We start from the raw sequence: 17,953 nt of genomic DNA on the forward strand, positions 1-17,953 counted from the left end.
GGGGCTGCTGCGCAGCCCAGCGGGGATAAATCCCCTCGCCACAAGAGCCCGCCAGTTGTAGCTACAGCCCTGTCCACTCACGAACAAATTCGGCGGTGTCTTCCTTCGGGGCAACGCGTGCCTCTTTCTGCGGGGTGCCCAGGTAAAGGAAACCGATCACCTCTTCGCCGTCCTCCAAGCCAAGCCCCTTGGCCACGTGCGGGGAATACGCCAGCTCGCCCGTACGCCAGACGCCACCGACGCCCTGGGCATAAGCCGCCAGCAGGATGGCATGGGCCGCGCAGCCGGCCGCCAGCATCTGCTCGGCCTTCGGGACCTTGAAATGATCCTGCAGGCGGGCGATCACCACCACGACCAACGGCGCACGCAACGGGCCGTTGAGGGCTTTTTCCACAACGGCTTCGGCCACCAGCGGGTCGTTGAAGCGCGCCGCTTCGGCCAGCAGTTCGCCCATGCGCTGGCGCGCCGCCCCCTCCACCGTCAGAAAACGCCAAGGCCGCAACTGGCCGTGATCCGGCGCCCGCATCGCAGCGGCGAACATGACCTCGCGCTGTTCCGGCGTAGGGGCCGGGTCCACCAGGCGCGGGACGGAAACACGGTTGAGCAAAGCGTCGAGAGCCTGCATCGGCCACCTCCCTGAAAAATGTCCGGCTATTCTAGTGGCTGTACGGCGAGTTCGTTAGCGCAAATTAGAACGCCGATGCACACGCCCGTCGCGCCGGGTGCGGTTTACATGCCGCTTGCCGTCGGTAGAATGGCGCCCTTCCCCTTTCAGCCCGAGCGGACTTCATGGCGTTGCCGACCCTGCGGATCATAGGTTTCATCATCGGCATCTTCCTGATCACCCTGGCGATCTTCATGGTCGTGCCCATGGCAACGTTGCTGGTGTTCGACCGCACCGGTGACCTGCCGTCGTTCCTCTGGTCGAGCATGATCACTTTCGTCGCCGGCCTGGCCCTGGTCCTTCCCGGGCGTCCGGAACACATTCACCTGCGCCCGCGCGACATGTACCTGCTGACCGTCAGCAGTTGGCTGGTGGTGTGCATCTTCGCCGCGCTGCCGTTCCTGCTGACTCAGCACATCAGCTACACCGATTCATTCTTCGAGAGCATGTCGGGGATCACCGCCACCGGCGCCACGGTCCTGAGCGGCCTGGACACCATGTCCCCGGGCATCCTGATGTGGCGCTCGCTGCTGCACTGGCTCGGCGGGATCGGCTTCATCGGCATGGCGGTGGCGATCCTGCCGTTGCTGCGCATCGGTGGCATGCGGCTGTTCCAGACCGAGTCGTCGGACCGCTCGGAAAAGGTCATGCCTCGCTCACACATGGTGGCGCGGCTGATCGTGGCGTCCTACGTGGGCATCACCATTCTCGGCACACTGGCCCTGTGGTGGGCCGGGATGAGCCTGTTCGACGCGATCAACCATTCGATGTCGGCGATTTCCACCGGCGGTTTCTCCACCTCGGACCTGTCCCTGGCCAAATGGACGCAGCCGGCCGTGCACTGGGTGGCCATCGTCATCATGATCCTCGGCAGCCTGCCGTTCGCCCTGTACGTCTCGACCCTGCGCGGTAATCGCCGGGCGTTGATCAAGGACCAGCAGGTCCAGGGCTTGATCGGGGTGCTGCTGGTCACCTGGCTGGTGCTCGGCACCTGGTACTGGGCCACCACCGACCTGCATTGGCTGGACGCCCTGCGGCACGTGGCACTGAACGTGACGTCGATCGTCACCACCACCGGCTTCGCCCTGGGGGACTACAGCCTGTGGGGCAACTTCTCACTGATGCTGTTCTTCTACCTGGGCTTCGTCGGCGGCTGCTCGGGCTCGACGGCCGGCGGGATCAAGATCTTCCGCTTCCAAGTCGCCTACATCCTGCTGCGGGCCAACCTCAATCAGCTGATTCACCCTCGGGCAGTGATCAAGCAGAAGTACAACGGCCACCGCCTCGACGAGGAAATCGTCCGTTCGATCCTGACCTTCTCGTTCTTCTTCGCCATCACCATCTGCGTGATCGCCCTGCTGCTGTCGCTGCTGGGGGTGGAATGGATGACTGCCCTGACCGGCGCGGCCAGCACCGTGTCCGGCGTCGGCCCGGGGCTGGGGGAAACCATCGGCCCGGCCGGCAACTTCGCACCGCTGCCCGATGCCGCCAAGTGGATCCTGTCCGGCGGCATGCTGCTGGGACGACTGGAGATCATCACGGTGTTCGTGCTGTGTATCCCGGCGTTCTGGCGTCACTGACCGGTTTCGTCGCACTCGCCAGCCGTGCCCGGTACTCGCCGGGCGTGGTGTCGAACCAACGGCGAAAGGCCCGGAAAAAATTGCTCGGGTCGGCAAAGCCCAGCAAGTAGGCGATTTCCAGCAAGGTCATGGCCGGTTGCGCCAGGTACTGTTCGGCCAGCTCGCGGCGGGTGTCGTCGAGCAGGCTCTGGAAACTGGTGCCCTCCTCCTGCAGGCGGCGTTGCAAGGTGCGCTGGGACAGGTGCAGCGTCTGCGCCACCACGTCGCGCTTGGGCTCGCCCTGGGGCAGCAGTCGGCACAGCACCTGCCGCGCCTTGTGGGTCACACGGCTTTCCGAAAACCGCGCCAGGTACTCGCCGGCAAACCGGTCGTGCAGCCTCGCCATGGCCTCGTTGGCCGTGGGCAGCGGCGCTTCCAGGTCGCTGCGCTCCAGGATCAGCGCGTCGTAAGGCGCACCGAACACCAGCGGCGCGGGAAACGCCTGGCGATAAGGCGCCAGGTCCGCCGGTTCCTCTCCCTGGAACAGCACCTTCACCGGACGCAGGGTGCGCCCGGTCAACCAGTTGCACAGGGCCAGCGCGCAGGCCAGGGATGCTTCGGCGCTCTGGCGGGTGGGGGGCAGATGATCGCCGTGCACCGTCAGGATCAGCCCGTAGCCCTCTTCGAACTGACGAAAACTCAACTCGGCGCTTTCGGCGATGATCCGCTGGTAACGCACCAGCCGCTGGAAACCTTCCACCAGCGTGCGGCTGGACATCAGGGCGTAGCCCGCCACGTGGAAGGAAGCCGGGCGCACTACCTTGCCCATGTTCAGGCCAATGGCCGGGTTGCCCGAGAGTTGCACGGCCTGCTGCCAGAGCCGCGTCATCGAGTCCTGGGGAAAGCGCGCGTCCGGATCGTCCAGGGCCTCGAAATCCAACCCCAGTTGCTTGAACAGCGCCCGACAATCGAGGCCGTCCATTTCCAGCGCCTTGACAATCCCCATCGCCCAGCTTGAAGAAGTCGTTCGTTCGCTCATGACGGATCACTTGCACGAGGAGCCGCGTGCTGCGGCCGGATTTGCGAAGGATACTAGACTGGCCCTCATTGTCACTGGCCGATGCAGGTGAGCGCTCTAGACTTGAAAGGACAATAAACCCTCAAAGAGCCTGCCGTCTTGGGAAAGGTCAGATCATTCAACAGCTTCGCCGAGTTCTACCCCTACTACCTCGGCGAGCACAGCAACAGCACCTGCCGACGACTGCACTTCATCGGCACCTCCCTGGTCATCCTGCTGGTTGCCGTGGCATGGGTCGTCGGCAGCGCCTGGTGGCTGCTCGCCCTGCCTGTCGCCGGCTACGGCTTTGCCTGGGTCGGGCACTTCTTCTTCGAAAAAAACCGTCCGGCCACCTTTCAACACCCGCTCTACAGCCTGCTCGGTGACTTCGTCATGTACCGGGACATGATGCTGGGCAAGGTGGCGTTTTAACCAGGTACCAGGGGATTGTCGATGAGCACCCACGCACGCTTTACCCACATGCAGGACGGCACCCGGGAAGACTGGGCGATCATCGCGGCCGACTTCAGCGCCTACGCGCGGCAGTTGCCGGGAAGGATCCTGGCCCACTTGAAACTGCTGGATGGTGATTTCGGTGGCTTCCCGGTGGATCGCCTGACCCACTCCTTGCAGACCGCCACCCGCGCTTACCGCGACGGGCGAGACGAGGAATACGTGGTCTGCGCCCTGCTCCACGACATCGGCGACACGCTGGGCTCGTACAACCACCCGGACATCGCCGCGGCGATCCTCAAGCCCTTCGTCAGCGCCGAAAACCTGTGGATGGTGGAGAAGCACGGGCTCTTCCAGGGCTACTACTTCTTCCATCACCTGGGCATGGACCGGCACCTGCGCGAGCAGTTTCGCGAACACCCGCAGTACCAGGCCACCCTCGAATTCTGCGCCCGCTGCGACGCGGCGGCGTTCGACGCCGACTACGACACGCTGCCGTTGAGCTTCTTCGAACCCCTGCTGGAAAGGGTATTCGCCGCGCCGAAGCAGTCGATCTACAAGGCGGCGATGGCTGACGCACCCGCCTGACACAACAGCAGACGACTCAGGCAGGCTCAGCCACTTTGAGGGCCTTCAACTGCGCCTCCCGCGCCTGGGCATCCGCCAGCCGATACAGCTCGATCGAGCCGTCCCAATGCTCGATCAGCGCCGTGCATGACTCGACCCAGTCGCCGCAATTGAGGTACTCCACGCCACCCACCTGGCGAATCTCGGCATGGTGGATGTGCCCGCACACCACGCCATGCAGCTCGCGCTTGACGCATTCGTGGGCGATGGCCTCTTCGAAGTCGCTGATAAAACTCACGGCGGTCTTGACCTTGTGCTTGAGGTAGGCCGACAGCGACCAGTACCCATAGCCATAACGGGCCCGCCAGTGGTTCAGCCAGCGGTTGAGCGTAAGGGTAAATTCGTAGGCCGAGTCGCCGAGGAACGCCAACCAACGGTGGTAACGGGTGATGACGTCGAACTGGTCGCCATGGATCACCAGCAGGTGCCGACCGTCGGCGGTGACGTGCACGGCTTCGTCCACCAGTTGGATATTGCCCAGGATCAGTTTCGAATAGCGGCGCAGGAACTCATCATGGTTACCGGTGACGTAGATCACTTCGGTGCCGCGCTTGCTCATGGTCAGCAGGCGGCGAATGACGTTGGTGTGGGCCTGGGGCCAGTACATGCCGCCGCGCAGCTTCCAGCCATCGATGATGTCGCCGACCAGATAGATCCTGTCGGCGTGATAGCCCTTGAGAAAATGCGACAGGTGCTCGGCCTGGCAATCCCGGGTGCCCAGGTGCACATCGGAGATCCACAGGGTGCGAACACGTTGTTTGCGGCTGGGTCTGGCGAGCTCGGCGCTGGTCATGGGCAACCCTCTGATCGTTTGTGCCACTGTGCACCCAGGCGGTTAATGGCCCATGACAGGCACAAGTCGGTTACATGACAACGCGAGGCGCGGCGCGCCGGGTGTAGACTGGCGGCCTGCCCCCGGGAGACCGCGATGAGACCGATCCTCACGCTACGCCACTACAGCCAGGACCTGATCGTCCACAGCCATGACCACGCCCAGTTGGTGTTCGGCTTGTCGGGCGCGCTGGATTTCGAGGTCGAGGGCTGCGGCAGCCAGGTGGTGCAGCAAAGTTTCGTGGTGGTGCCGGCCGGTGCCCACCATGCCTGTGACAGCCCCCGCGGCAGCCGCTGCCTGGTGCTGGATGTGCCGAGCGATGAGTGGGTCGGGCAATCCCTGGGCGACCATGCCGACGCCAGCCGGCGGTTGCTGGACCGCTGCGCGCGCCTGCCGCTGGATGCGGGGCAAAACCAGTTGGTCAGTTGGCTGGCGGGCAGCCCGGTGGACGACCCGGTGATCGCCCAGCAAGGTGCGGTGCTGCTCCTGGCCAGCCTCAATGGCATTGGCCCGCAGCCGTCCGGTGGCCGGCGCCTGCCCTTTGCCGCCCTCGACGCCCACATCGACCAGTACGCCGCCTATGCGCTGCAAGTGGCCGATCTGGCCAAGGTCGCCGGACTCTCCAGCGCGCGCTTGCACGCCCGCTTCATCGCCGAGTGCGGCCAGACCCCGATGGACTACATCCGCAGCCGCCGCTTGCACAAGGCCGTGGCGTTGCTGCGCGACAGCGACCTGCCCATCGGCGAGATCGCCCATCGCGTCGGCTACAGCTCCCAGAGCGCCTTCGCCGCCGCCATCCTGCGCGAATTCGGCGCCTCACCGGGCCAGTTGCGACGCCAACGCTAGCCTGGCGCTAAAAATCGCCAGGATCGCGACAGACACCGAGGCGTGCTTGACGCTTAAATACCCTTGTGGGAGCGAGCTTGCTCGCGATGGCGGCCTGCCAGTCAACGTTGCATTGATTGAGCAAGCTCCCACAGGGAATTGTGTTGGCTGATAGCGATCAGTGAGCCCATGCCCTTATCCACCCGTTCCAATCCACCAGCCCAAGGACCGCAATGACTCCCCGTACCGCCCTCGGCGCCCTGCACATCGGCGCCCTCATGTTTGGCCTGACCGGCGTGTTCGGCAAGCTCGCCGCCGCTTCGCCGGCGGTCATCGTGTTCGGTCGCGCCGTCTTCGCCGTATTGGCCCTGGCGGTGTTTGCCCGGTTCGCCAGTCCTACCCGTTGGCAAAAACTGCGGGCAACCGATGGCCGTCGACTGTTGTTGGGCGGGTTGCTGTTGACCGGGCATTGGGTGAGCTTCTTCATCGCGGTCAAAGTCGCCGGCGTGGCGATTGCGACGTTGGGGTTCGCCAGTTTCCCGGCCTTTACGGTGCTGCTCGAAGGGCTGATCTTCCGCGAGCGGATTCGCGCCAATGAAATCCTGCTGGTGGTGCTGGTGAGCATCGGCCTGGTGCTGGTCACGCCAGACTTCGACCTGGCCAGCGGCGCCACTACCGGCCTGCTGTGGGCCGTGGCCTCGGGGCTGCTGTTCTCGCTGTTGTCGTTGACCAACCGCGCCGGCTCGGCGCATGTGCCGCCGGTGCAGGCGGCGCTGTGCCAGAACGTGGTGGTCGGCCTGTGCCTGCTGCCCATGGCCGCGCCACAACTGGCCGATGTACGCCCTCTCGACTGGCTGTGGATCGCGCTGCTCGGCGTGTTCTGCACCGGCCTGGCCCACAGCCTGTTCGTCGCCAGCCTGGCGGTGATCAAGGCCCGCACGGCGGCCGTGGTCTTTGCCATGGAGCCGGTCTACGGCATCACCATCGCCTGGTTACTGTTCGATGAAAACCCGACGCTGCGCATGTTGATCGGCGGCGCGGTGATCATCGTTGCAATCGTCGTGTCGAGCCAGGTGGCCGGTTCGAAGAAACCGAGTGTCGGCACCGAGGCCGCGTCTCACTGAACCCGGTCGTTATGGCCCAGGTCGCGCGCCGGATCGATCTGGTCGCGAACCCGTTGCTTGAGCACCTTGGCCTCGGGAAACCCGCCGTCGGCCTTGCGTTCCCAGATCGAGGTGCCGTCGCAACTGATGTGGAAGACCCCACCGGTGCCCGGCACCAGCGACACCTTGCCCAGGTCGTCGGCGAAGGTGCTGAGCAACTCCTGGGCCAGCCAGGCGGCGCGCAGCAGCCATTGGCACTGGGTGCAATAGGTGATGACGATTTCCGGTTTGTGCGCGGTCATTGCGAGTGAACTCCTGGGGTCGAGGGCGTCGTTATAATACCCGCCTTTACCGTTCGCCCGAGATTGACGATGCGCCGTTTGCTGCCCTGCCTGCTCCTGTTGTTGCTGCCCCTGTTCGGCCATGCCGACGCACCCGCCGCACAAACCGCGCGACCGAAAATCGGCCTGGTGCTGTCCGGCGGCGCGGCCCGGGGGCTGGCCCATATCGGCGTGCTCAAGGCCCTGGAAGAACAAGGCATCAAGATCGACGCCATTGCCGGCACCAGCATGGGCGCGGTGATCGGCGGGCTGTACGCCTCGGGCTACAAGATCGACGAACTGGAGAAGCTGGCCCTGGGCATCGACTGGCAACAGGCGCTGTCCGATGCCCCGCCCCGCAAGGATGTGCCCTTCAGGCGCAAGCAGGATGACCGGGACTTCCTGGTGAAACAGAAGCTGAGCTTTCGCGACGATGGCAGCCTCGGCCTGCCGTTGGGCGTGATCCAGGGGCAGAACCTGGACCTGCTGCTGGAAAGCCTGCTGGCCCACGCCAGCGACACCCGCGACTTCAACAAGCTGCCGATCCCGTTCCGCGCAGTGGCGACCGACATCGCCAGCGGCGAAAAGGTGGTGTTCAGCAAAGGCCACTTGCCCAAGGTCATTCGCGCCAGCATGTCGATCCCGGCGGTGTTCGCCCCGGTAGAACTGGACGGCCGGTTGCTGGTGGACGGCGGCATGGCCGACAACATTCCATTGGACGTGGCCCGGGAAATGGGCGTGGACGTGGCCATCGTGGTCGACATCGGCACGCCTTTGCGCAACCGCAAGCAGTTAGTCACGGTGGTCGACGTGCTGAACCAGTCGACCACCCTGATGACCCGGCGCAACTCCGAAGAGCAACTGGCCACGCTGAAACAGGACGACGTGTTGATCCAGCCGGCCCTGGCGAGCTTCGGCTCCACCGATTTCGGACGCGCCCGGGAAATGATCGATGCCGGCTACCGCGCCACGCAAATCCTCCAGGCCCGCCTGGCACACCTGCGCCCCGCCGAACCGCCCGACCCGCAGCTCATGGCGGCGCGCACGCCAAGTGAACGCACGCCGGTCATCACCGCGATCCGGGTGGAAAACGATTCGAAAGTCGGCGACGACGTGATTCGCTACTACGTCCGCCAACAGATCGGCGAGCCGCTGGACCTGGGGCGCTTGCAGACCGACATGGGCACGCTGTATGGCCTGGATTACTTCGAGCAGGTGCAATACCGCGTGGTGCGCAAGGGCCAGGACCATACGCTGGTGATCAGCGCCCGGGGCAAACGAACCGGCACCGATTACCTGCGGCTGGGGCTAAGCCTGTCGGACGACATGCGCGGCGACAGCGCGTTCAACCTCGGCGCCAGCTACCGGGTCAACGGGATCAATCGCCTGGGCGCCGAATGGCTGACGCGGGCGCAGATCGGCGACAGGCAGGAGCTGTACAGCGAGTTCTACCAACCGCTGGACGTCGGCTCGCGCTATTTCATCGCACCCTATGGGCAATTCGAGTCGCGCAACGTCGAGGCTATCCTGGACAACGATCCGATCGCCCAGTATCGCGTCGAGCGCTACGGCTTCGGCCTGAACCTGGGCCGACAGATCGGCAACAGCGGCGAGGTCCGCCTCGGTGTCGGCCAGGCCTGGGGCAAGGCGGACGTGCGCATCGGCGACCACGACCAGCCCAGCGAAAATTTCAATGAGGGCTTCTACGAACTGAAATACTCGTTCGATTCCTTCGACAATGTGTATTTCCCCCATGAAGGCGAGGACATTGGCCTGGCCTGGCGCCAGTACGAACCAGGATTGGGGTCCGACCAGCGCTACCGCCAGTGGGAGTTCAAGCTGGACAAGGCCCTGAGCAGCGGCCCGAACACTTTCATCCTGGGCGGGCGCTACGGGCGGACACTCGACACCGCCGAAATCGTGACTTCAAGCTTCGTCCTGGGGGGAGCACGGCAACTGTCGGGCTTTCGCGAAGACAGTATCTCGGGGCAGAACATGAGCCTGATGCGCGCCGTATATTATCGCCGCCTCACGCCGCGGGCGTACCTGCCGCTGGACTTCCCGCTGTACATCGGCGGCTCGCTGGAGCGCGGCCGGGCCTGGAACAACGACAATGCGTTCGACAGCGGCTACATCAATGCCGCCAGCCTTTTCCTGGGCTTCGACACACCGCTGGGGCCACTGAATTTCAGCTATGGCTTCAATGACGATGACGAGCAAGCGGTGTACCTGAACCTGGGCCAGACGTTCTGAGGGACCTGGGGCATTGGCGCCTGCTCGCGAAGAGCCCGGCAAGCCGATACCCCGTCAATGCCTAGCGAATCCCGGCCAACAACACCCGGGCGGTCTGCTTGAGGGGCTCGTCCCCCTCTTCGAGCAGTTCTTCCAGCAGTGAGATGGCGGTCTTGAGGTCGCCATCATCGATGCAGTTCTGCGCCTGCTCCAACTTCTCCGAGGTTTCCGGCACCTCGGGCTCCAGGGTAAAGGACTCAAGGGAATCGGCTTCAACAGTGCCCGGTTCGAAGGGCAATGCTTCCAGCTCCAGCGCCTGCTCTTCATCGGCAAAGCTGTCGAGGAAATCATCGTCCAGCGACTCGGTTTCCAGGGGGGCCTCCCATTGCAGTTCCGGTTCGCCGAATCCCGAGAGCGACAACTCGTCAGAGGCCGCCGATGCCGGCTTTTCTACGGCAGGCGACGGAACATCGGCCAAGTCCCAACTGGTTTCCAGGGACAGCGCGTCGAGGTCCAGTTCGAATTCGTCGCCCGGCACGTGGGTGGGTGGCGGGGCCGGCGCAGCAGCAGGCGGTTGCGGCGCGAGCTCGGCGGCCGATGCCTGAAACACGGCGGGAACCGCAGCCGCTGTGGCGAGGGTCGCCACCTTGGGGTAGCGCCCGCGAATACCCTCCAGCACGTCGGCGTCGACGCCCTGGGCCAGCAAATGTTGTTCCTGGGCCTGGAAACCGATGACATCGCCCTGCCTGCCCAGCACCTCAAGCAACTTGAGGCCCAGGTCGGTGCGCTCCGGCTCCGCCAGCAAGGCCGCACGCAACAACCCCGCCGCCTCGGTGAAGCGACCGTAGGTCAGGTAGATCCCGACACCTTCCAGCACATCCCCCAAGGGCGTATCGCCGTGATTGAAGGTGCTGGCGACCTCGGGTTGCGCCTTGTCGAGGGGCACGGCATAGGGTTCGGCCGCGTCTTCCAATATCGGCGCAGGGCGCTCGGGGATCGGCGTCGAATCGACCTGTTCCTGCTGGCGACGACGAATGAACAACAGCAATCCGAGCAAGCCCAGCAAGCCGACCAGCCCGCCCACCCACAGCCAGTCGATGCCGTCCGGCTCCGGCTCGGTGGCCGCTGGCGCTGTCGACTGGACGTCCGCCACCGGGGCCGCTGCCGAAGGTGGCGACGACGCCTGGGCGGCCACGGCAGGCGCGGGGGCGGACTCGGCCAAACGCGCCTGCAATTCGCTGATCTGCTTGCGCTGGCCGTTGATTTCTTCGTCCTGCGCCTGGAGCCGGGCCTGCAACGCCTCGATGGTTTTCTGTTGCTGTTGGTTTTGCAGCACGCTGGCGGCCAACTGTTCATCGGAGGCGGCCGTTACAGTGGCAGCGCCAGCGGCAGGCCCCACGGAGGTCGGCAACACGGCCGAATCAGGCAGCAACAAGCGTTGACCGATGGAGAGCCGGTCGCTGCCGGGGTTCAGCGCCTGGATGCCTTCCATCAGCTCGTTGACCGAGCCGTTGCTGCCGGCATCATGCAAGCGCTTGGCGATGATCCAAGGGTTGTCCCCCGGCACGACGGTGTAGCGCTTGCCTTGTGTCGCAGGGGGCGGCTTGGTGGCCGGCGCGGCTTGGCTCGGTGTCGACGACTGCGCGGCTGCACCGGGTTCGTCATTGGCCGGCACGATCCCCGGTGTGCCGGGCGGGTCCATCAGCACGGTGAACTCGCGCAACAGGCGCCCATTGGGTTGGCTGACTTGTACCAGGAAGTTGAGGAACGGTTCTTCCACCGGTTTGCTGGAGGTCACCCGGATGTAACTGCGCTCACCTCGCAATACCGGCGTAAAGCGCAGGTTGTTGAGGAAAAACACCCGCTCCACGCCCGCGCGATTGAAATCGTCCGGGCTTGCCAGGCTGGCCGACAGGTCGCCCTCGGCGAGCCCGGCGACATCGACCAGGGCAATATCGGCGCGCAACGGCTGGTTCAAGGCAGAATGAAGCGTGATCTCCCCCAGCCCCAGCGCAGACGCCAGGGCCGAATACCCCAATGCCCCCACGACGACCAACACGTTGACTCCACTGCGCAACGTGGACTGCAGACTTTCAAGCATGGGTATCCCTTTCGATTCGAACGCATCCAATACGATTGCTCAGTACTGGTTATAGTTCGCTAACGGCCGAATCTCAAAAGTCGGGATACCGCCGATATGCCTCAGGATTTTTCCAGGTTGGCCAGGATCCTGCCGTGGACCCGCATGCACACACGCATGTCCGCTTCGTCGATGCCTTCGAACAACTCCCGGCGCAACTGCGTGGCAATGGTTTCGATCTGTTCGATCAGCGGTCGGGCCGGCGGGCACAGCACGATCTTCTTCGCACGCCGATCTTCGGCCACGGTCTGGCGCTGCACCAGCCCTTGGGTTTCCAAGCTGTCGAGCAAGCGGGCCAGGGTCGGGCCTTCGACGGCAACGCTCTGGGCCAACTCACGCTGGGTCGGCGCCTGTTCGAAACGCGCCAGGTGCAACAGCACCAGCCAGCGTGCCTGGGACAAGCCCAGCCCCGCCAGGCGACGATCCAGCTCGGCGCGCCAGCCCCGGGACATCTGCGCCAGTTGCATGCCAAATCGGTGTTGATCGGTTAACGGCATAAAAAACTCATCAGATCTGAAATAGGGAAATGCTAATTATTAGTCAGCTAAGCATGAGCTTCGGATTCAAGCAAGGGTTGCCCTGTAGTGAATCGTTAAAGGCGCTTAACACACTGATCAGACTTCAAATTCCGACTGCAAGGCGGCTCTGACGCAATACAGCACACCTTCTGGCACTCGCCCTACAAACAGTGCGGCAACTTCCGACACCGATGGCAACTCGCCCTCGCCATCCAGAAACGCGTCCTGCACCTCGCCCATCAAGTCCTCGGGCAGGTCCAGCGCCTGCTCCAGGGACAACTGCTGCTGGCCGATGGCCTCGGCCAGCATCGTGTAGACGTTCTTTTCCGAGCACTGCAACTGCCCGGCGATCTGCAGCGGCGTCATGCCGGCCCGTGCCAGGGTGATCAGTTCGTGGCGGACGTCGAGCACCGCCGCCGGCGCCTCGGCCTCGCCGCCCAGCACCTGGAGGAAGGCCTCGCCATAACGTTCCAGCTTGCGCGCCCCCACGCCGCTGACCCGAGCCATGTCGGCCAGGGTCGCGGGTTGGCTGCGGAGCATTTCCAAGAGTGTCGAATCGGGGAAGATGACGTACGGCGGCACGCCATGTTCCTCGGCCAGTTTGCGGCGCAAGGCGCGCAAGGCTTCCCACTGGTCGCGCTCTTCGCCGCGCACCAGTTGGCTGGCCTGGCTCTTGCTGCTCTTGACCGCGGTGGCTGGCTTGAGGTCGCGGCGCAACTCCAGCGTGACCTCGCCCTTGAGCAAGGGGCGGCAGCGCTCGGTCAGGCGCAGGCCGCCGTAGCCTTCCAGGTCGATGTCGGCCAGGCCGCGGGCCACGAGCTGACGGAACAACGATCGCCATTCACTTTCACTGCGGGCCTTGCCCACGCCGTAGACCGACAGGTGCTGGTGACCGAAGCTGCGGATCTTCTCGTTGTCCTTGCCCAGCAGCACATCCACCAGGTGCCCCACGCCATAACGCTGACCGGTGCGAAAAATGGCCGACAACGCCTGGCGGGCCGGCTCGGTGGCATCCCAGGTCTGCACGCCGTCGACACAGTTGTCGCAGTGTCCGCACGGCTGGGGCATGTCTTCGTCGAAATAGGCCAGCAGGGTCTGGCGCCGGCAACGGGTTTCCTCGCAGAGCGAGAGCATCGCGTCGAGCTTGTGCTGCTCCAGGCGCTTGTGCCGCTCGTCGCCTTCGGAGTTCTGCAGCATCTGCTTGAGCATCACCACGTCTTGCAGGCCGTAGGCCATCCAGGCATCGGCCGGCAGGCCGTCGCGGCCTGCACGTCCGGTTTCCTGGTAATACGCCTCGAGGGATTTGGGCAGGTCCAGGTGCGCGACGAAGCGCACGTTCGGCTTGTCGATGCCCATGCCGAACGCCACGGTGGCCACCATGATCAGGCCTTCTTCGTTGAGAAAGCGCTTCTGGTGATAGGCCCGCAGGTCGTTGGGCAGGCCGGCATGGTAGGGCAACGCCGGAAACCCCTGCTCGCACAGGAACGCCGACACTTCATCGACCTTCTTGCGCGACAGGCAGTAGACGATGCCGGCGTCGCTGCGCCGCTCGGCGAGGAACGCCAGCAACTGCTTGCGCGGCTGCTCCTTGGGCACGATACGGTAGAAAATATTGGGACGGTCGAAACTGGAGAGGAATCGCTCGGCGTTCTGCAGGTGCAGGCGCTCGACGATCTCTTCGCGGGTACGCTTGTCGGCGGTGGCCGTCAGGGCGATACGTGGGACGTCGGGGAAGAGTTCCGCCAGTTGCCCCAGTTGCAGGTATTCACGACGAAAATCGTGGCCCCACTGCGACACGCAGTGGGCTTCGTCGATGGCGAACAGGGCGATTTCCAGGCTCTGCAGGAACGCCAGCATGCGCGGCTGCACCAGGCGCTCCGGCGCCAGGTACAACATCTTCACTTCGCCGCGCTTGATCCGCGCCGCCAGGTCCCGCTGCTGCTCGGCGCTCAGGGTGGAGTTCAGCGACGCGGCGGCCACGCCCAGTTCCTCGAGGGTCGCGACCTGGTCATCCATCAAGGCGATCAGCGGCGACACCACCACGGCCAGGCCGTTGCGCAGCAGCGCCGGCACCTGGAAGCACAAGGACTTGCCGCCGCCGGTGGGCATGAGCACCAGGGCATCGCCACCGCTGGCCACGCGCTCAATGATGGCACCCTGGCGGCCACGGAAACTGTCGTAGCCGAAGATGTCCTTGAGGACGCGTTGAGCCTGTTCGAGCATAGGAACTCCAAAAATCACCGAAACATCCCTGCAAGGCTGGTTCAGAATCACCCACGCTGCCTGGGCAAATCGTAAGTGTGCGTTTCGAACCGGCGGGACGCCGCAGGGCATCACAAAACGCGGCAGTATACCCGAGGCCTTCGGTGCAAAGGGCGCTGCTGACAAGAGGTGGTTGAAGCGAGTGCTGGACGAGGCACATATAGCCCGTGGCGAGGGAGCTTGCTCCCGCTGGGTGGCGAAGCCGCCCCAAAAAACAGGGCCGCTGCGCGCCCCAGCGGGAGCAAGCTCCCTCGCCACGGGCTATATGTGCCAGGGCATGCGCGCAGTTCAGCCCTCACCGACAAGGCAAATACGCCACGCGGCTGGCCTGTGGGCGCAAGAAGGCCTAGAATTCCCGCATTGTTTATTCCCCAAGGTAGCCCGTAATGTCCTTCGCTGAGCAACTGACCCGCCTGCAAGTCTTCCTCGACGCCGATGAGCTGCACGAAGAGGCGCTGGATTACGTGGCCGCTCATGGCTATCTGACCGCCCTGTCGATCTGCTCCGAACCGGTGCCGGATCGCGAATGGATCGATGCCCTGTTCGCCGAAGAGCCGCATTACAGCGACGAAGCCCAACGTGCCGAAATCGAAGCCACGCTGGTTGGCCTCAAGGCCCACATCGCCCGTCAGCTGGCTTCCGACGAGGAATTCGAGCTGCCCTGTGAACTGGACCTGGGCGATGACCCGGACGATTCGGAACTGCGTGGCTGGTGCATCGGCTTCATGGAAGGCGTGTTCCTGCGCGAAGCCGCCTGGTTCGAAACCGCCGAAGAGGAAGTCAGCGAGATGCTGCTGCCGATCATGGTCGGTTCCGGGCTGTTCGACGAGCAGCCGGAGTTTTCCGACATCGCTGCCGACGCCAACCTGATGGACGACATGATCGTGCAGATCCCGGAGGCGCTCACCGCCCTGTACCTGCTGTGCAACGCACCGGATGAGAAACCGGCGATCCTCAAGCCTCGTCACCACTGAGTGCCTGGGTGTCCGCGCCCATCGGCAATCGCCCGCTGATCCTGCGTTACGCTCTGCTGGCCATCGGCTGGTTGAGCGTGGTGCTGGGGGTCATCGGTATCTTCGTTCCCGTCCTCCCCACGACTCCTTTCCTGCTCCTGGCCGCAGCCTGCTTCGCGCGCAGCTCGCCGCGCTTCTACCAATGGCTGGTAGAACATCCCCGCCTCGGCCCGTGGATCCGTGACTACCTCAGCGGCAATGGCATCCCGCTCAAGGGCAAGGTCTACGCCATCGGCCTGATGTGGGCGAGCATCCTCTTTTCCTGCTACCTGGTCCCCCTGCCCTGGGCCCGCGGTTTCATGCTCACCAGCGCGGTGCTGGTGACGGTCTACATCCTCAAGCAGAAGACCCTGCGCAAACCGTAAGCCCCGACCATCCGTCAGCCACTCGCGCAACCTGTCAGATCCGACAGTAGCCAGCGAACCGAATCCACCTCATTAATCGCTCCATCGTCCTTTCGCGACCGGAGCATCCGCCATGCCGACCCCATTGAAAAACAAGCTGGCGCCGCTGGCCTTTGCCGGGCTGGTACTGGCCGCCGGGTTGGCGGTCGCTGCCGTGCAGCCTGCGCCTGCCACCCCGATCACTCCTGGCCAGATCATCGGCGAGAGCCAGCTCGAAAAGGCCCGATGCGTACAGGCGTCGGACCCGGCAAAGTACCAGCGCTCACGGGCGGTCGGCAGGATTTATACCGGGCGCAGCTATGGCACTGCATGGCGGGTAGGGCCTGGGAACCTCGTGTTCACCAACCTGCATGTCATCGGTGAGAACCCGGACATAACGCGGATGGTGGTGGAGTTCGATTACGAGGAAACGAGCTGCGACTCGGAGGCTGTGCGGCCTGCTGTCCGGGTGCCGGTCGAGCGAATCGTTGCATCCGATGGCTCGGGTGATTTTGCGCTGCTGGCCCTGAATCAGGCGGCGGTCGACAGCGGCGTATTGGACGCCTTCGGCTACCTGGGCCTGGATACCCGCATCTCGGAGGTTGGCGACCCGGTCTACATTGCAGGGCACCCCTTGGCGGGGCCGAAACGAATTTCGCGCTTTCACGACGACGGGCACCCTTGCTGGGTGACCGAAGTGCGTAACAACGGACGGACGGATTTCGCAAAATACAACTGCGACACCGACTCAGGGTCCTCCGGATCGCCAGTGATCGATGCGCGAACCAATGCGGTGGTTGCCCTGAACTATGGTTTCAGTTCGGGGTACAACGCTGGCACGCAGATCAGCAGCATCTGGCCCGGAGTCGCGGGATATTTCAATGAGCGGTTGCCCGAGGGCAGTGTCCCGGTGGAACAGCCGAGCGTGCCAGTGGCCAAGCCGGGAGCGGCTGGCGTGCCGATTGCGGTACGCGTGACCCAGGTGGACGGAGAATCCCCGGTGGCAGGCAAACCCGGCGAGCAGTTGTATTACCACGCCCCCACCCATACCGCGATCACTGACCTGTCCTGCCAGAGCGGCGCCACCCAATGGATCGCCGAGGACGGTAAAGCCGCGTCATGCACCCTGCAAGGCGCAGCCAACTGGGCCACGGCACAAACGGCGATGCTGCGTGTGGATAACAGCGCCCCCGAGGGCCGGATCACCGATGGCCGGGTACGGCTGTTGTCCGATACCGGGCAGATCCGCGGCGCAAGCCACCTCGCCCTGACCGTGATGTCCCGTGGGCCGGGCGAGGTTCAGTCGCTACGAACGCAGGCGGGGAATCTCCAGGCCGCCCCCACAGACAGCCGGTTTGCGGAGCCATTGACCGCACGGGCAAGAGACCCCTTGGACGCAGCGATCGAGGGCGCACAGGTCACCTTTGCAGTCACGGATGATGGCGGAACCGGGACCCGGTTCGAAGGGGCTGACCAGACACCGATCGTGCAGACGAACGCCGAGGGTGATGCGACGTCGCCAGCGCTGGTGACCGACGCCAGGACGGGGACGTTGCAGGTCACCGCCCTGTCCAGCGGCCGGACAGCCACGTTCCACTTGCGAGTGGTGTCGCAGGAGGGCGACCCGACGAAGAACGTGGAGCATCTGTCCGTGGTCACGGGGCAAGGCCAGATCGCGCCCGAAGGGACTGAGTTCCCCCTGCCCCTCACGGCGCGCACCTTGAATCAGGACCGCAATCCGGTAGAGGGCGCCTGGGTCACCTACACGATCATCGACGACAGGGAAACCGGAACCCGCTTCGTCGGGGACGACCAGACACCGACCGCGACGACCAACAGCCAGGGTGACGCCGTGTCGCCGAAGCTGATCGCCGGCGACCAATACGGTTTCGTGACGGTCACCGCGACCTCCAACGGCAAGACGGCGACGTTCATCATCATTGTCGGCACGATATAAAAGCACGA

General features: G+C 64.3%; 15 protein-coding genes and 1 pseudogene. 9 read left to right on the top strand and 7 right to left on the bottom strand.

Annotation, left to right across the window (positions count from 1 at the left end):
• Nucleotides 1-61: 61 nt before the first annotated feature.
• Nucleotides 62-625 carry a nitroreductase gene (locus VM99_16825; protein AKJ99652.1) on the bottom strand — a complete coding sequence of 188 codons (564 nt, stop codon included), beginning with the start codon at nt 623-625 and terminating at the stop codon, nt 62-64.
• A gap of 164 nt (nt 626-789) precedes the next feature.
• On the opposite strand from VM99_16825, the gene VM99_16830 reads away from it, so the two are divergent.
• Nucleotides 790-2,244 carry a potassium transporter TrkH gene (locus VM99_16830; GenBank protein ID AKJ99653.1) on the top strand — a complete coding sequence of 485 codons (1,455 nt, stop codon included), beginning with the start codon at nt 790-792 and terminating at the stop codon, nt 2,242-2,244.
• Here the strand turns inward: VM99_16830 and VM99_16835 are convergent.
• Nucleotides 2,201-3,229, bottom strand: coding sequence for an AraC family transcriptional regulator (locus VM99_16835; GenBank protein AKJ99654.1), 1,029 nt, complete (start codon nt 3,227-3,229; stop codon nt 2,201-2,203). The genes VM99_16830 and VM99_16835 overlap by 44 nt on opposite strands.
• Nucleotides 3,230-3,400: 171 nt before the next feature.
• Here VM99_16835 and VM99_16840 point away from each other — a divergent pair, with 171 nt between their 5' ends.
• Complete coding sequence (locus VM99_16840; GenBank protein ID AKJ99655.1) at nt 3,401-3,712, top strand: membrane protein; 312 nt, start codon at nt 3,401-3,403, stop codon at nt 3,710-3,712.
• A 21-nt stretch (nt 3,713-3,733) separates the two neighbouring features.
• Nucleotides 3,734-4,321, top strand: coding sequence for a phosphohydrolase (locus VM99_16845; GenBank protein AKJ99656.1), 588 nt, complete (start codon nt 3,734-3,736; stop codon nt 4,319-4,321).
• A 16-nt stretch (nt 4,322-4,337) separates the two neighbouring features.
• On the opposite strand, the gene VM99_16850 is transcribed toward VM99_16845, so the two are convergent.
• Nucleotides 4,338-5,153, bottom strand: coding sequence for a serine/threonine protein phosphatase (locus VM99_16850; protein AKJ99657.1), 816 nt, complete (start codon nt 5,151-5,153; stop codon nt 4,338-4,340).
• A gap of 135 nt (nt 5,154-5,288) precedes the next feature.
• Between VM99_16850 and VM99_16855 the strand changes: the two genes are divergently transcribed.
• A complete protein-coding gene (locus tag VM99_16855) occupies nt 5,289-6,038 on the top strand; it encodes an AraC family transcriptional regulator (protein AKJ99658.1) in 750 nt (249 codons plus the stop codon).
• Between the two features lie 212 nt (nt 6,039-6,250).
• The gene (locus VM99_16860) at nt 6,251-7,141 is read left to right on the top strand and encodes a membrane protein (protein ID AKJ99659.1); all 891 of its coding nucleotides are present in this window, start codon (nt 6,251-6,253) and stop codon (nt 7,139-7,141) included.
• Here the strand turns inward: VM99_16860 and VM99_16865 are convergent.
• The gene (locus VM99_16865) at nt 7,135-7,422 is read right to left on the bottom strand and encodes a selenoprotein (protein ID AKJ99660.1); all 288 of its coding nucleotides are present in this window, start codon (nt 7,420-7,422) and stop codon (nt 7,135-7,137) included. The two genes, VM99_16860 and VM99_16865, sit on opposite strands and share 7 nt — an antisense overlap.
• Before the next feature lie 69 nt (nt 7,423-7,491).
• On the opposite strand from VM99_16865, the gene VM99_16870 reads away from it, so the two are divergent.
• Nucleotides 7,492-9,693 carry a membrane protein gene (locus VM99_16870; protein AKJ99661.1) on the top strand — a complete coding sequence of 734 codons (2,202 nt, stop codon included), beginning with the start codon at nt 7,492-7,494 and terminating at the stop codon, nt 9,691-9,693.
• A 61-nt stretch (nt 9,694-9,754) separates the two neighbouring features.
• On the opposite strand, the gene VM99_16875 is transcribed toward VM99_16870, so the two are convergent.
• The 3 genes from VM99_16875 to VM99_16885 form a co-directional block, all read right to left on the bottom strand.
• The gene (locus tag VM99_16875) at nt 9,755-11,773 is read right to left on the bottom strand and encodes a peptidoglycan-binding protein LysM (protein ID AKJ99662.1); all 2,019 of its coding nucleotides are present in this window, start codon (nt 11,771-11,773) and stop codon (nt 9,755-9,757) included.
• Nucleotides 11,774-11,874: 101 nt separating this feature from the next.
• Nucleotides 11,875-12,309 (bottom strand): MarR family transcriptional regulator, encoded by a 435-nt coding sequence (locus VM99_16880; protein ID AKJ99663.1) that lies wholly within the window; start codon nt 12,307-12,309, stop codon nt 11,875-11,877.
• Between the two features lie 117 nt (nt 12,310-12,426).
• Nucleotides 12,427-14,553 carry an ATP-dependent DNA helicase RecQ gene (locus tag VM99_16885; GenBank protein AKJ99664.1) on the bottom strand — a complete coding sequence of 709 codons (2,127 nt, stop codon included), beginning with the start codon at nt 14,551-14,553 and terminating at the stop codon, nt 12,427-12,429.
• 425 nt (nt 14,554-14,978) lie between these two features.
• Between VM99_16885 and VM99_16890 the strand changes: the two genes are divergently transcribed.
• From VM99_16890 to VM99_16900, 3 genes and pseudogenes are all read left to right on the top strand, one after another.
• Nucleotides 14,979-15,566 carry a hypothetical protein gene (locus VM99_16890; GenBank protein AKJ99665.1) on the top strand — a complete coding sequence of 196 codons (588 nt, stop codon included), beginning with the start codon at nt 14,979-14,981 and terminating at the stop codon, nt 15,564-15,566.
• Between the two features lie 8 nt (nt 15,567-15,574).
• Nucleotides 15,575-15,970 (top strand): membrane protein, encoded by a 396-nt coding sequence (locus tag VM99_16895; protein ID AKJ99666.1) that lies wholly within the window; start codon nt 15,575-15,577, stop codon nt 15,968-15,970.
• A 262-nt stretch (nt 15,971-16,232) separates the two neighbouring features.
• A pseudogene (locus VM99_16900) lies at nt 16,233-16,925 on the top strand (hypothetical protein).
• Nucleotides 16,926-17,953 lie beyond the last annotated feature (1,028 nt).

Source organism: Pseudomonas chlororaphis, from assembly GCA_001023535.1.
Lineage (GTDB): Bacteria > Pseudomonadota > Gammaproteobacteria > Pseudomonadales > Pseudomonadaceae > Aquipseudomonas > Aquipseudomonas chlororaphis_E.

Excerpts from the sequence above, each read along its gene's own strand:
- VM99_16835 (AKJ99654.1), bottom strand. The coding sequence starts at position 3,229 with ATGGGGATTGTCAAGGCGCTGGAAATGGACGGCCTCGATTGTCGGGCG.
- VM99_16875 (AKJ99662.1), bottom strand. The coding sequence starts at position 11,773 with ATGCTTGAAAGTCTGCAGTCCACGTTGCGCAGTGGAGTCAACGTGTTG.
- VM99_16845 (AKJ99656.1), top strand. The coding sequence starts at position 3,734 with ATGAGCACCCACGCACGCTTTACCCACATGCAGGACGGCACCCGGGAA.
- VM99_16855 (AKJ99658.1), top strand. The coding sequence starts at position 5,289 with ATGAGACCGATCCTCACGCTACGCCACTACAGCCAGGACCTGATCGTC.
- VM99_16880 (AKJ99663.1), bottom strand. The coding sequence starts at position 12,309 with ATGCCGTTAACCGATCAACACCGATTTGGCATGCAACTGGCGCAGATG.
- VM99_16850 (AKJ99657.1), bottom strand. The coding sequence starts at position 5,153 with ATGACCAGCGCCGAGCTCGCCAGACCCAGCCGCAAACAACGTGTTCGC.
- VM99_16885 (AKJ99664.1), bottom strand. The coding sequence starts at position 14,553 with ATGCTCGAACAGGCTCAACGCGTCCTCAAGGACATCTTCGGCTACGAC.
- VM99_16860 (AKJ99659.1), top strand. The coding sequence starts at position 6,251 with ATGACTCCCCGTACCGCCCTCGGCGCCCTGCACATCGGCGCCCTCATG.
- VM99_16865 (AKJ99660.1), bottom strand. The coding sequence starts at position 7,422 with ATGACCGCGCACAAACCGGAAATCGTCATCACCTATTGCACCCAGTGC.
- VM99_16825 (AKJ99652.1), bottom strand. The coding sequence starts at position 625 with ATGCAGGCTCTCGACGCTTTGCTCAACCGTGTTTCCGTCCCGCGCCTG.
- VM99_16870 (AKJ99661.1), top strand. The coding sequence starts at position 7,492 with ATGCGCCGTTTGCTGCCCTGCCTGCTCCTGTTGTTGCTGCCCCTGTTC.
- VM99_16890 (AKJ99665.1), top strand. The coding sequence starts at position 14,979 with ATGTCCTTCGCTGAGCAACTGACCCGCCTGCAAGTCTTCCTCGACGCC.
- VM99_16830 (AKJ99653.1), top strand. The coding sequence starts at position 790 with ATGGCGTTGCCGACCCTGCGGATCATAGGTTTCATCATCGGCATCTTC.